Source organism: Mesorhizobium sp. Root695 (assembly GCF_001428185.1).
GTDB lineage: Bacteria > Pseudomonadota > Alphaproteobacteria > Rhizobiales > Rhizobiaceae > Mesorhizobium.
Map to the genome: position 1 here is coordinate 320,917 of NZ_LMHO01000023.1, position 12,804 is coordinate 333,720.

The window sequence follows — 12,804 nt, forward strand, 5'->3', positions numbered from 1 at the left end:
CCATCGTCCGGAATGACAAAGCACAGGACATGACACCACGCCAGCCACGAGCCACCAGCAAGCCATTGGGCGTCAGCCTGAACCGGGCGCTGTCGAAGCTTGGCCTGTGCTCGCGCACGCAGGCCGAGGTGCTGATCGCGGAAGGGCGCGTCCGTGTCGGCGGCAAGGTGGTGCGCAATACCGCCCTGCGCGTCGACCTCGATCGCGACCGCATCGTCGTCGACGACAGACCGGTGGTTGCCGAGCGCAAGGTCTATCTCATCCTCAACAAGCCGCGCGGGCTGGTCACCACCCGCGATGACCCGCAACAGCGCGACACCGTCTATGCCTGCCTGGAAGGGCTCGACCTGCCCTTCGTCTCGCCTGTCGGCCGCCTCGACAAGGCGAGCGAGGGCCTGCTGCTGATGACCAACGACACCCGCTTTGCCAACCGGCTGATGGACCCGGCCTCGCATTTGCCCAAGACCTACCACGTGCAGATCGGCACCGTCCCGGATGAGACGATGCTGGACAAGTTCCGCGCAGGCGTGACCGTCGACGGCGAGACCCTGACCGCCAGCTCGGTCGAACTGTTGCGCAGCGGCGGCCGCACCGCCTGGCTGGAGATCGTGCTCGGCGAAGGCCGCAACCGCCACATCCGCCGCCTGCTCGCCGCGCACGGCATCGAGGTCAAACGCCTCATCCGCATCGCCATCGGCCACCTGGCGCTCGGCGACCTCGCCAAGGGCACGGCACGGCATTTGACGCCGGAGGAACTGGCGCTGCTGGCGGGGTGAGTGAGAGCTCAAAGGCGCCACGGAACTCGTCGGTGGGTTCTTGAGAACGCCGCAGAAAAATCCGTCCCGCCACCCAGCCCCACCGTCTTCACCTACAGGCGCTGGAACCCTCCAGGTCGGAAAAGTGAGGTGATGCATGGGATCGTCTATGTCGGCCCGCTCGGGGCCGAGCTGTTCGCCGACTTCGGCCTGCCGCCTGTCTGGCCCAAACCGAACAAATGATCATCGCATCATCTCCTGACAGGAAGCTGTCAGGAGGCCTGGCCTATAGGTCGGTCATGGGCCGGCAGCGGCTCCAGCAATCCAAGGAGCCAACGCGATGAATTTCGTCTCTGTCCGCATCATCACGTCAGACGTCCAGCGCCTCGTGCGCTTCTATGGCGAGATCACCGGCATGCCCGTGACGGTGTACACGGAAGACTTCGCTGAACTGGCGACGCCGGCCTGCACGCTGGCGATCGGCAGCACGCGCACCTTGATGCTGTTCGGCGGCGACGTCGCCCGCCCCGCCGACAACCACACGGCCATCATCGAATTCCGCGTCGGCGACGTCGATGCGGAATTCGCCAGGCTCTCGGACCTCCTCAGGGATGTTACGGTGCAGAAGCCGACCACCATGCCCTGGGGCAATCGCTCGCTGCTGTTTCGCGACCCCGACGGCAATCTGGTGAATTTCTTCACGCCGGTGACCGCCGAGGCGATCAGGAAGTTCGATAAATAGAGTGGAAGCGGCGCTGCTGGCCGCAGCCGCCCTATCTCTGGTTCCATTTCCGAATGACAGGCTCGCTCAGGTCGTGCTCGTAGCCGAGCATGCTGATGCTGGCCGTATCGAGCACGAACAGCGCGCCGCCTTCGGGCGGTAGCCCGATCCAGCGAGCCGCCAGCACGCGCAGAAAATGTGCGCTGGAAAACACCAGGATCGAGCCGCCAGCGTCACGAACCTGTCCGATAATCGCATCCGCCCGCGCGCCGACATCGGCCGCCATCTCGCCCTTCGGGCAACCATCGCGAAACACGTTCCAGCCGGGTCGTTCGGCCAGGATCTGCTTCGTCGTCAGCCCCTCATAGGCGCCGTAATCCCACTCCTGCAGATCGTCCTTCTTGACGCTTTGCGAGCCGAAGCCAGCCAGCACGCCGGTGTTGTAGGCGCGCTGCGAAGGGCTCGACCATACGGCCGAAAAAGACAGGCCTTTCAGGCGATCCGCGACACCCTGCGCGGCGGCCTCGCCGGCCGGCGTCAACGGCATGTCGGTGCGGCCGGTGTGCTGCCCCGAAAGACTCCACGCCGTCTCGCCATGCCGGACCAGATGGATTTGGGGATAGGCGCTGCTCATGGAATGCCTTTCAATGTCGCCGGCACCTTAAGCGACGATGCGGCAAAGGGGAATCCGCCTAGTACGAAACTGCGTGGCCGCCTGGCCCTGATCCGCATCAGGCTGGCCCTGTGATCAGCCCGATGCCGCGACTATATCAAGGTCAGCCTCCACAAGGCTCCCCGCCCTCAAGGGCATTGGCCCTTGCACAACAGGTCATGTCATCATGTACAAACATTTGCTTATTGCCACGGACGGATCGGAACTGGCCGACAAGGGCGTTGCCCACGGCCTGACGCTGGCCAAGGACCTCTGCGCCTCCGTTACTTTCATCACAGTCTCCGAACAATTCCCGATCTTCGCCTGGAGCGGCGCCATGGCTGGCTATGCCGCCGGCGATGAGTTCGCCGCGTATCAGGAAGAAGCGCGCAAATACGCCAAGGAGGTTCTCGACAAGTGCAAGGCATCGGCGGATGTCGCCGGCGTCTCCGCTCAGGTCGTGCATATCGAGGACAAAAGGCCCGCCGAGGCGATCCTGGAGCTGTCGCGGACGGGAGGCTGCGACCTGATCGTCATGGCCTCGCATGGTCGTCGCGGACTGGGTAAGCTGCTTTTGGGAAGCCAGACGGCGGAAGTCCTGTCCTACACCGAGATTCCGGTTCTGGTGGTGCGTTAAGTCTGCCGCAAAGCACGGCTGGAGAACCACTTCTACCGCGAGATAGCCCCCCAGCGCCAGCAGCCCGGCGAAGAACACTGTGCGGAAGGTCTCGACGCTCATCTTCTGGCGCAGCGCCTGGCCGGCGAACATGCCGGCCAGTGCCGGCGCAAGGGCGACGACCGACCCCGCCAGTTGCTCCGTCGGCGATGCCAGGGCGCCGGTCCTGAACAGCCCGATGGCGAGCGCTGCCGTCGACACGGTGAAGGACAGGCCGAGCGCCTGGATCAGGTCTTCCTTGTCGAGCCGCAACGATTGCAGATAGGGCACCGCCGGGATGACGAAGACGCCGGCGGCGCCGGTGACCAGCCCTGTCGCCACGCCGACCAGCGGTGACATCAAGGCCTCGTGGCGCGCCGGCGTGGTGAAGCCGGCCTTGGCGAGGCCGAGGATGGCATAAAGCACCAGCGCCAGGCCCAGCCCCGCCGACGCCGCGCCCGTATGTGCACTGGTCAGCAGGCCGGCACCGGTTACGGTGCCGAGCACGATTGCGGCCATCATCGTCCACAGTCGCTTGCATAGGCCGCCGAAGGATGGCCCGGTCAGCAATTGCCAGAGATTGGTGACCAGCGACGGAATCAACAGCAAAGCGGCAGCTTGCGCCGGCGGCATCATCACCGCCAGCAGGCCCATCGCCACGGTCGGCAGCCCCATGCCGACGACGCCCTTGACGAAGCCGGCGGCGAGGAAGACGGCGCCTATCCAGGCGAGGACCCCTGCGCTCAGCATGATCGCATCTCCAGGGCGGGATCAGTCATGCAGCAGCATGTCGGTTGCATCGGCATCCGGGCTGGCGGCCTCGGGTGTGGGTTTTGCCGGCGCCGCGTCGCGGCTGGCGGATGCGACCGTTGCCGCGCATCCCCGCGGGCCTGGCCCCGCTCGCGTCATGGCAAGGCCAGCCACGGCAATGGCCAACACGATCGCTGTGCTTTCGAGGATGCCGAGCCGGCCTGATACTCGTTCGCTCATCACAATCTCCTTCGAAACTGTTTGACGCAGATGGAACCCGGTCACAATGTGGAAGTTGCGCTGCCAGCCTTCGGCCACGACGAAGGCAGGAGAGCAGACCGCCTCCCCAGGCGCCGCATGTTCACAGGAGCAAAGAATGCGCTTCGATCTGGTCGACCTCCGCCTGTTCCTGCTGGTGGCCGAGCGCGGCAGCATCACCCATGGCGCCGAGCTTGCCGGGCTGGCCCTGGCCTCGGCCAGTGCCCGCATCAAGGGCATGGAGGAGCGGCTCGGCGCGCCGCTGCTGGAGCGCCGCCGCCGTGGCGTGGTGCCGACGGCCGCCGGACAGGCGCTGCTGCATCATGCGCGCGCCGTGCAGAACCAGATCGAGGCGATGGCCGGCGATCTCGCCGCCTATGCCACGGGCCTGCGCGCCCGCGTGCGGCTCATGGCCAACACCGCCGCCACCAGCGAGATGCTGCCCAAGATCCTGCCGGCTTTCCTGGTCGCGCATCCCCGGATCGACATCGATCTCGACGAGCGGCCCAGCCATGAGATCGTCGAGGCCGTGGCCAGCGGTGCGGCCGATCTCGGCATCGCCGCGACCTGGGCCGGCCTGTCGCATCTCGAGCAGAAACCGTTCTTCATCGACCGGCTGGTGGTGATCGCCCCGCGCAATTGGCCGGGCCTCGAAGGTCGAACCGCCAGCCTGACCGACATCCTCGGTGACCCCTTCGTTGGCCTCAGCACCGGCCATGCCCTGCAGGAGCACGTCACCCGCCAGGCAGCCCGCCTTGGCGGCCATCTGCATTTTCGCATCCGCGTGCCTGGCCTCGACAATGTCTGCCGGCTTGTCGCGCAGGGCGCCGGCATCGCCATCGTGCCGGAAAGTGCCGCCCGCCGCTCGGCGCGGACGCTGCGCACACTGCGGCTGACCAACGACTGGGCGACGCGCCAGCTCAACCTCTGCGCCCGCCGCTTCGACGATTTGACGCCGCAGGCAAAACTGCTGGCGTCAGCACTCGTCTGAAGCCGGACCAGCGACCGCAAGGCCGAGCCGGCCAGCGCCGGTATCCCCATCAGCGCAGAATCATGGCCTTGCTTTTCAAATATCCGTGACGTAGCTTGTTTGCACATTGGCAAAAAAATTGCCGACGTTTTTTCCTTTTGTGAAAGACAGGGGCTTTGCGGGAACATCTCGATCTGACCGATCGGCGGCTGGTCAAACAGCTGTCGCAGGATGCACAGCCGGGCATCAATCGCATCGCCGAGATATTGGCGATTTCGGTGCCGACGGTGCGCACGCGCCTGCGCAACCTGCTCGACCGCAACCTGCTCAAGATCGTCGGCCTGCTGAACCTGACCGAGAGGCCCGAGCTGATCTCGGCCATTGTCGGCATCAATGCCCAGGGGCGCGGCCGGGCTCGCGAACTGGCGCAACGCATTTCCGAACTGCCCTTCGTCAACTCGGCTTCGGTGGTCACCGGGCGCTTCGACATCATCGTCGACGTGACGGTGGCCGGTGACGTCGCCGATCTCTACCGCGTCACCAGCGAACTGATCCCCGGCGCAGGCGAGCCGGGCGAAGTCGTGCGCAGCGAGACCTTCGTCGTCATGGCGTCCTGCAACAAATGGGTCAGCCTGCCGGAAGGCTGCTGGTCGGACGACCGCAAGGAGCCGGCATGAAGATCGCGGTACTGGGCGGCCTCGGCCTGCAAGGCCGGGCAGCAATCGCCGATCTCGTCGCCAGCGACGGCGTCGAGCAAGTGGTCTGCGTCGATACCGCGCCGGACGGCCCTGCCCGGCTTGCCGGCCTAACCGACCTTGCCCGCGTGCGCTTCGTGGTGCCCGAGGGCGCGATCGGCCCGGCGCTGGCCACCGTGCTTAACGATGTCGACGCCGTCATCGACCTGCTGCCGCAGCCATTGATGCGCGAGGCGGTGCAGGCCTCGATCGCCACCCGCACGCCGCTGGTCACCACCAATTACGCCAAGTCGATCGCCGATCTGGCGCCGGCCGCCGAACAGGCGGGCGTTTCGATCATGACCGAATGCGGGCTCGACCCCGGCATAGACCTCGTGCTCTACGCGCGCGCCGCCAGGCAGTTCTCTTCGATTTCTTCGATCGATTCCTATTGCGGCGGCATCCCCGAGCCGAAGGCGATGGCCAAGCCGCTTTGCTACAAGGTGAGCTGGAATTTCGACATGGTCCTGGTCAGCCAGAACCGCGACAGCGTGATGATCGAGGACGGAAAACGCGTCGCGGTGCCGGCCGGCCAGCAGCACGACAATCGGTTCATCCATGAGATAGAGGTCGCGGGCCTCGGCAAACTGGAAGCCTTCCCCAATGGCGACGCGCTGCACTATGTCGAGATGCTGGACGTCGCCAAGGGGCTGCGCCGCTCCGGCCGCTACACACTGCGCTGGCCGGGATGGTCGGCCTTCTGGGCGCCGTTGAAGGAGCTCGGCTTCCTCTCCGAAGACAAGGTGCCCGGCACCTCCAACAGCCCGCGCGAATTCCTCGGCCGGCTGCTCGGGCCCCAATTGCAATATGGCCCCGGCGAAAAGGACCTGTGCGTGATGCGCAATGTCTTTTCAGGTCTTGAAGGCGGCCGCGCCAAGACGGTGACGTCGGACCTGATCATCGAACGCGACCTGGCTTCCGGCCTGTTCGGCATGAGCCTAGGTGTCGGCTACCCCGCCAGCATCGTGGCGCAGATGCTGGCACGCGGCGAGATCACCAAACCCGGCCTGCTTAACCCGCTGCTGCATGTGCCCGACATCAGGTTCTTCGACGAACTGGCCAGACGTGGCATCACGGTTTCCGAGACGGTGGCACGGGACTAAGGAGACAGGATTTTCGAACGGTGGACGCCGCCGGCAACGGCGCTGCCGCTCAAAAAGAGCCCAAGGAGAACCGCGGGCAGATATCAACGACCACAGGGAGGAATACCGAAATGAAGATTGCCAGACTTTTCATCGCCGGACTTGCGCTTGCCGGCCTCACCGCCGCTGCCAGCGCCGGAACGCTCGACGACATCACCAAGCGCGGAGAACTGCGCGTCGCCGTGCAGACTCAAGGACCGCCCTTCTCGCTGGTTGGCGCCAATGGCGAACGCACCGGCAGTTCGGTGGAACTCGCCGAACTGATGGCCAAGGAAATGGGCGTCAAGGTCACCTTCCTCGACTTCGACTGGGATGGCCTGATCCCGGCGCTGCTGTCAGGCAAGGCCGACCTTTTGGTTGCCGACATGACACCGACGCTGGCGCGCGGCATGAAGGTCGCGTTCACCACGCCTTACATGTACACGGGCAGCACCGTCTTCACCAAGGCCGACAGCAAGTTCAAGACCACCGAGGACTGCAAGGCCAAGGGCACGAAGATTGCCGTGCTGCTGGGCGCCACCGGCGAAAAGGAAGCCAAGACCGCCTTCCCGGATGCCGACATCAAGAGCTACAAGGGCGGCGGTCCGCTGCTGCTCGACGCCGTCAACAACGGCCAGGCCGATTGCGGCGTCAACGACGTCTCGGCGGTCAAGGGCCAGTCGACCGCCTATCCGGCCGGCACCTTCACTATCATGCCGGACCTCTTGTCGAAGGAGCCGCTTGCCTTCGCCACCCGCTATGACGAGCCGGACCTGTTGATCTGGATGAACCTGTTCCTCAACCAGGTCAGCATCGACGGCCGCCTGCAGAAGAACCTCGACTACTGGGTCAATTCCGACGCCTGGAAGAAGGACCACTAAGCAGCGATAGAACCCGGGCGGTTTCGCGCGCGTCTCAAGCGCCGCGATACCGCCCGGAATTTCGCTTCATCCGTCGTTTCCTGCACTCTGGGGATTTCACCCAACGATGCTCGAAAATTTCAGCTTCCGCACCATCGTCGAATACCTGCCGCTGTTCGGGCAAGGCCTGATCACGACCGTCTGGCTATCGGCGCTGTCCTTTGTCGGCGCGCTCATCGTCGGCATCGTGCTGTGCGCCATGAACCTGCAGCGCGGCTGGCTGTTTCGCGCCCCGGCCAAGGCCTATATCGATGCCGTGCGCGCCACGCCCCTGCTGGCGCAGCTCTATTTCCTCTATTTCGGCCTGCCCCGGCTCGGCTTCGTCCTGCCCGAGCTGGTCGTCGGCATCCTCGCGCTGTCGCTCAACAGCGGCGCCTATGTCGCTGAAATCATTCGCGCCGGCATCCTGTCGATCCCGCGTGGCCAGGTCGAAGCCAGCGTCGCCTCGGGCATGACCTATGTCCAGCGCATGCGCCTGGTCGTCCTGCCGCAGGCCTTCAAGGTGACGATCCCTCCGCTGCTCGGCCAGGCGATCGTGCTGGTCAAGGATTCAGCCCTTCTGTCACTGATCTCGGTTTCCGAACTGACGCGCGCCGGCCAACTGCTCGCCTCCGACCGCTTCATGCCGGCGGAAGGTTTCCTCACCATCGCCGCTTTCTACCTGCTGCTCTATTACTGCCTCAAAGGCTTGGCTGGCCTCTCCAGCCGTTGGCTCGGCACAGCGGGGGCGCGGACATGATCTGGCAACAGCTGCAAAGCCTCGCCGGCTCCTATCCGCTGGCCCTGCGCGGCCTCGGCATGACTGTGGTGCTGTCGCTGATCAGCCTGGTGCTCGGCACCCTGCTCGGCTTTGGCCTCGGCATCCTGCGCACCGGCGGCAACCGGCTGATCTCGGGCTTGATCGGGGCCTGGGTCGATCTGATCCGCGGTACGCCGTTCCTGGTGCAGATCTTCCTGATCTTCTTCATCCTGCCGGAGTTCGGCATCGAACTCGACGCCTTCACCGCCGGCATCATCGCGCTGACCAATCTGGCCGCCTGCTTCATCTGCGAGATCGTCGTCGCCGGCATCCGCTCGGTGCCGACAGGCCAGGTCGAGGCGGCACTCGCATCCGGCCTGTCGCGCTGGCAGCGCATGCGCCAGGTGGTGCTGCCGCAGGCGATGCGTATCGTGCTACCGCCGCTGGTCGGGCAATATGTGCTGCTGATCAAGGATTCCTCGGTCGTTTCGGCCATCGGCCTCACCGACCTCACCCGCGTCGGCTGGCTGGTTGTACAGCGCGTGCCCAACGGCCTCCTGGTCTTCTTCCTCGTCGGCGTCGGTTACTTCATCGTCTGCTATCCCCTGATCATGCTGGCCCGCCGGCTCGAACGCCGCATGGGCGCGGCGCATGGCGAGGTGCAGTTGTGACATCAAACCCCAAAGGTCCAGAAAACATGACCAAAACGGGCCTCACCAAAACCGGCATGATCGACTTTCGCGGCGTCAACAAATGGTTCGGCTCGCTCAACGTGCTGAAGGACATCACGCTCAGCGTCGAACCGCGCGAAGTGGTTGTCGTCTGCGGCCCGAGCGGCTCGGGCAAGAGCACGCTGATCCGCTGCGTCAACGGCCTGGAGACGATCAAGGATGGCGATCTTGTCGTCGACGGCCAGCGCCTCGGCGACCCCGCCACCAACATGACGCAGCTGCGCACCGAGATCGGCTTCGTCTTCCAGGCGTTCAACCTCTACCCGCACAAGACCGCGCTCGAGAACGTCACGCTGGCCCCCATCCATGTCCGCAAGATCCCGCGCGCCGAAGCCGAAAAGGCCGGGCGCGAATTGCTGGCCAAGGTCGGGCTTGCCGACAAGGTCAATGCCTATCCCGCGCAGCTCTCCGGCGGCCAGCAGCAGCGCGTGGCGATCGCGCGTTGCCTCGGCATGCGGCCCAAGATCATGCTGTTCGACGAGCCGACCTCGGCACTCGATCCCGAGATGATTTCCGAAGTGCTCGACGTCATGGTGGCGGTCGCCGAGGAAGGCATGACCATGATGGTGGTGACGCATGAGATGGGGTTTGCCCGCAAGGTCGCCCAGCGCGTGGTGTTCATGGACGCCGGCGCCATCGTCGAAAGCGGCACACCCGACGAATTTTTCTCACACCCCAAGACCGACCGCAGCCGCGCTTTCCTGAGCAAGATTCTGCGGCACTGACCCCGGCGGTCAGGTCGCCTCTTCCGGATTGCCGCCAATCGCGAACGCCACCCGGCCGCCGCGTCGCCTCAGCAGCGCGATGGCGAGGAAGGCGATCACACCACTCGCGGCGACGACCACCAGCATCCACAGCGAATTGGCGACGGATGTCCGCGCCATCATGAAGGCGAGCGCGAACGGCGCGAAGGCCGAGGTGAACTGGCGGGCAGCGCTCGCCCATCCCAGCCGCGCGCCATAGCCTTCGCGACCGAAGAGTTCGAGCGGCAAGGTGCCGCCGACGATGCTGGTGAGGCCGGAACCGAGGCCGAACAGGAACACGAACAGGAAGGCGCCGGGCAGCCAGGGCGTGGTCAGCAGCAGCGCACACAGCCCGGCTGTGAGCAGCAAAGCTGCAATGACGGCGAGATGCGTTTGCTGAAGCCTCCCACCAAACAGCATGTTGATCAGCCGGCTGGCAACCTGCGCCGGTCCGAACAGGGTCGAAACGAAGAGACCGGCCGTGCCGAGCCCAAGGGCCGCCGTCAGTGGCACCATGTGGATGAGGATCGCCGATAGCGCGAAGCCCTCGGTCGCGAACCCCGCCAGCATCAGCAGGAACGCGGCCCGGCCGCGCCGCGAATCGAGCGGCGCGGCCGCCTCCAAGGCTGGCCCGCGCTCATGGCTCGCGGCCGTGGCGTGGCGGCGCGACAGGCGCATCAGCGAGGCGTGGATCGGCAGGCAGAGCCCGAGATTGAGTGCGGCGAACAAGAGGTAGACCTCGCGCCATGTCAGATGCGCATGCAGCGCCGAAGTCAGTGGCCAGAACAGGGTCGAGGCAAATCCGGCGATGAGCGTGAGATGGGTGATGCTGCGTTGCGGCCTGGGAACCCCGATCTGCACAATTGCCACGAAGGCGGCGCTGTAGAGGACGAAGCTGGAGGCCAGCTCCATCGCCAGCAAGGCCAGGACGAAGCTCACGCGGCCGGGCGCGACGGCGCACAGCGCCAGCGCCATCGCCGCCGCCACCGAGCCGATGGTCATGATGCGGCCAGCGCCGAAGCGGTCGGCCCACCGCCCGGCCGTCGGCGCGAACAGGCTACTGGCAAACAGCGAGGCCGACAGGGCGCCGAACACCCAGCCTTCCGTGAGGCCGAACTCCCTGGCCATTGCCGGCGCCAGGATCGAGAAGCTGTAATAGAGCGTTCCGTAGCCGACGATCTGGGTCAGCCCCAGCGCCCAGATCGCCTTGCGCAGGACGGACCGGTCAGGCATCGACGCTGGCCGCCATATTCTGTCGCGCCTCGGTGCTGGCCGGCGCAGATGCGCAACCACAGCCCGACGCGCCCTTTGCCTTGGCGTGCGCATCCTCGACGCAGCAGGCATCGACGTTCGCGGGTGCAGGTCCGCCGCAGCAGCCAGCGCTTTCCGGTGCCGTCACGACACCGACGGCGCTGCACACGCCGGTCTCCGGCAGCACCAGCCGCACCTCGCGGGCAGCAATATGGTCTCCGGCAATGTCGGCGACCACCGAGCGGACCTGCTCGTAGCCGGTCGCCATCAGAAAGGTCGGGGCGCGGCCGTAGGATTTCGAGCCGACGATGGTGAAGCCGGGTTCGGGATGGGCGAGTTCCCCGATGCCATGCGCGGGAACGGTGCCGCATGAGTGGAAGTTCGGATCGATCAGCGGCGCCAGCGCCGGCGGCGCTTCGACGACCGGATCGAGCGCGATGCGGATTTCGCCGAGGAACGACAGATCGGGCCGGAAGCCGGTGGTGACGACGATGCGGTCGACGGCCAGGCTGAACGGCTTGCCGGTGAGGTGGGCGTCGACGACGAGCTCCTCGCCTTGCGTCTCGATGCGGTTGACGGCGAAGGGCGCCAGCATGTTCAGCCTGCCGTCCGTCATCGCCTGCCTGGCGGCCAGCCCAAGCGCGCCGCGTTCCGGCAACTGGTCGTTCAGCCCACCGCCGAGCAATCTGTCGACGCTGGCATGGCGCAGCGCCCAGAAGATCTCGGTGCCTGGTGCCGCGTCCTGCAGCTCCATCAGCGCCAGGGCGACGTTGATCGCCGAGTGCCCGCCGCCAATGACCAGGATGCGCTTGCCTGCATAGTCTTCTCTCGCCTTGCCGGCCACGTCGGGAATGCCATAGGCGATGCGCCCGCTAGCCGCGCCTTCGCCTGGAACCGATAGGCCGTCGACGCCAATCGGGTTTGGCCGCCACCATGTTCCAGACGCGTCGATGACGGCACGCGCGAGCACGCGGTGCTCGCCGCCGGCATCGCGATAGCGGATCACGAAGGGCGCATCCTTGCGGCCGTCATTGGCGACCTTGTCGTGTCCCTGACGGGTGATCGCGGTGACCTCGGCGCCGAGCTTCAAATTGGCGGCGATCTCAGGAAGCCGGCCAAGCGGCGCCAGATAATCGCGCACGATTTCGCCGCCCGTCGGCAGGCCGCGCATATCAGGCACCGTCCAGCCGGAGCGATCGAGCAGCGCCCGCGCTGCCGCATCGATGTTGTATTCCCACGGCGAGAACACCCGCACATGGCCCCATTCGAGCAGCGCGGCACCCACGCTTTCGCCGCGCTCCAGGATGAGCGGACGGATGCTGCGCTCGACCAGGTGCGCCGAGGCGGCCAGCCCAACCGGGCCTGCGCCGATCACCGCGACGGGAAGATTTGCCATCATGTCCATAGGTTCGATCCTTCCGGTATCTTCGAATTATAAGCGCAAAAAAATCAAGCCAGTGCTTTGCCGACGGCCGGCGCGCAAGTGGCGTCAGCGCAGCACTCGTCGGCGAGATAGCCGATCAGCGCATTCATGCCGGGATAGTTGGCGCGGCAGATCAGCGTCGTCGCTTGCCGCTCCTGCGTCACCAGGCCGGTGTCGACCAGCCGCTTGAGGTGATGCGACAGCGTCGAGGACGGAATGTCGAGCTTGCCCTGGACGCTGCCGACGGCAAGCCCGTCGTCACCGGCGCGCACCAGAATGCGATAGAGCTGAAGCCGCGTCGGATTGCCGAGGGCTTCGAGTTGGGCGGCTGCTTTTTCGAGTTTCATGGAAATAAGCTACGCGACACTTTTCGCGTCGTCA

Annotated in this window: 15 protein-coding genes and 1 pseudogene; 10 read left to right on the top strand and 6 right to left on the bottom strand. The window is 65.6% G+C overall.

Features of this window, described 5'->3' with window-relative positions; genetic code table 11:
- The first annotated feature begins 29 nt into the window (after positions 1-29).
- Positions 30-776, top strand: coding sequence for a pseudouridine synthase (locus ASD99_RS20625; RefSeq protein WP_057144721.1), 747 nt, complete (start codon positions 30-32; stop codon positions 774-776).
- Positions 777-1,095: 319 nt separating this feature from the next.
- On the top strand, positions 1,096-1,497 hold the full coding sequence (locus ASD99_RS20630) for a VOC family protein (RefSeq protein WP_056591412.1): 402 nt from the start codon (positions 1,096-1,098) through the stop codon (positions 1,495-1,497).
- Between the two features lie 31 nt (positions 1,498-1,528).
- Here ASD99_RS20630 and ASD99_RS20635 read toward each other — a convergent pair whose 3' ends face one another.
- The gene (locus tag ASD99_RS20635; protein ID WP_056591408.1) at positions 1,529-2,110 is read right to left on the bottom strand and encodes a histidine phosphatase family protein; all 582 of its coding nucleotides are present in this window, start codon (positions 2,108-2,110) and stop codon (positions 1,529-1,531) included.
- Positions 2,111-2,315: 205 nt separating this feature from the next.
- Between ASD99_RS20635 and ASD99_RS32565 the strand changes: the two genes are divergently transcribed.
- Positions 2,316-2,765 carry a universal stress protein gene (locus tag ASD99_RS32565; protein WP_082525641.1) on the top strand — a complete coding sequence of 150 codons (450 nt, stop codon included), beginning with the start codon at positions 2,316-2,318 and terminating at the stop codon, positions 2,763-2,765.
- A 24-nt stretch (positions 2,766-2,789) separates the two neighbouring features.
- Here the strand turns inward: ASD99_RS32565 and ASD99_RS20640 are convergent.
- Together ASD99_RS20640 and ASD99_RS20645 are read right to left on the bottom strand one after the other, a co-directional pair.
- A pseudogene (locus ASD99_RS20640) lies at positions 2,790-3,533 on the bottom strand (sulfite exporter TauE/SafE family protein); the annotation flags it as partial.
- A 21-nt stretch (positions 3,534-3,554) separates the two neighbouring features.
- On the bottom strand, positions 3,555-3,773 hold the full coding sequence (locus ASD99_RS20645; protein ID WP_156389039.1) for a hypothetical protein: 219 nt from the start codon (positions 3,771-3,773) through the stop codon (positions 3,555-3,557).
- Positions 3,774-3,909: 136 nt separating this feature from the next.
- Between ASD99_RS20645 and ASD99_RS20650 the strand changes: the two genes are divergently transcribed.
- From ASD99_RS20650 to ASD99_RS20680, 7 genes are all read left to right on the top strand, one after another.
- Positions 3,910-4,782 (top strand): LysR substrate-binding domain-containing protein, encoded by an 873-nt coding sequence (locus tag ASD99_RS20650; protein ID WP_056591402.1) that lies wholly within the window; start codon positions 3,910-3,912, stop codon positions 4,780-4,782.
- Between the two features lie 155 nt (positions 4,783-4,937).
- Complete coding sequence (locus ASD99_RS20655) at positions 4,938-5,438, top strand: Lrp/AsnC family transcriptional regulator (RefSeq protein ID WP_027035297.1); 501 nt, start codon at positions 4,938-4,940, stop codon at positions 5,436-5,438.
- A complete protein-coding gene (locus ASD99_RS20660) occupies positions 5,435-6,598 on the top strand; it encodes a saccharopine dehydrogenase family protein (RefSeq protein WP_056591400.1) in 1,164 nt (387 codons plus the stop codon). Before ASD99_RS20655 ends, ASD99_RS20660 begins: the two co-directional genes overlap by 4 nt.
- A gap of 110 nt (positions 6,599-6,708) precedes the next feature.
- Positions 6,709-7,497 (top strand): ABC transporter substrate-binding protein, encoded by a 789-nt coding sequence (locus ASD99_RS20665; RefSeq protein WP_056591395.1) that lies wholly within the window; start codon positions 6,709-6,711, stop codon positions 7,495-7,497.
- A 106-nt stretch (positions 7,498-7,603) separates the two neighbouring features.
- Positions 7,604-8,275 (top strand): amino acid ABC transporter permease, encoded by a 672-nt coding sequence (locus ASD99_RS20670; RefSeq protein WP_056591392.1) that lies wholly within the window; start codon positions 7,604-7,606, stop codon positions 8,273-8,275.
- Positions 8,272-8,946, top strand: a complete 675-nt coding sequence (locus ASD99_RS20675; RefSeq protein WP_056591389.1) for an amino acid ABC transporter permease — start codon at positions 8,272-8,274, stop codon at positions 8,944-8,946. Before ASD99_RS20670 ends, ASD99_RS20675 begins: the two co-directional genes overlap by 4 nt.
- Before the next feature lie 56 nt (positions 8,947-9,002).
- Entirely contained in the window at positions 9,003-9,731 is a 729-nt protein-coding gene (locus ASD99_RS20680) for an amino acid ABC transporter ATP-binding protein (RefSeq protein ID WP_056592165.1), read from the top strand.
- Positions 9,732-9,740: 9 nt separating this feature from the next.
- Here the strand turns inward: ASD99_RS20680 and arsK are convergent, their stop codons facing one another.
- Genes arsK through ASD99_RS20695 form a run of 3 tightly spaced genes read right to left on the bottom strand, consistent with a single transcriptional unit; the run spans position 9,741 to position 12,770 of the window.
- Entirely contained in the window at positions 9,741-10,982 is a 1,242-nt protein-coding gene (gene arsK, locus ASD99_RS20685) for an arsenite efflux MFS transporter ArsK (RefSeq protein ID WP_057144722.1), read from the bottom strand.
- A complete protein-coding gene (locus tag ASD99_RS20690; RefSeq protein WP_082583365.1) occupies positions 10,975-12,405 on the bottom strand; it encodes an NAD(P)-binding domain-containing protein in 1,431 nt (476 codons plus the stop codon). The genes arsK and ASD99_RS20690 overlap by 8 nt, the downstream gene beginning before the upstream one ends.
- A 44-nt stretch (positions 12,406-12,449) precedes the next feature.
- Positions 12,450-12,770, bottom strand: a complete 321-nt coding sequence (locus tag ASD99_RS20695) for an ArsR/SmtB family transcription factor (protein WP_056591381.1) — start codon at positions 12,768-12,770, stop codon at positions 12,450-12,452.
- Positions 12,771-12,804 lie beyond the last annotated feature (34 nt).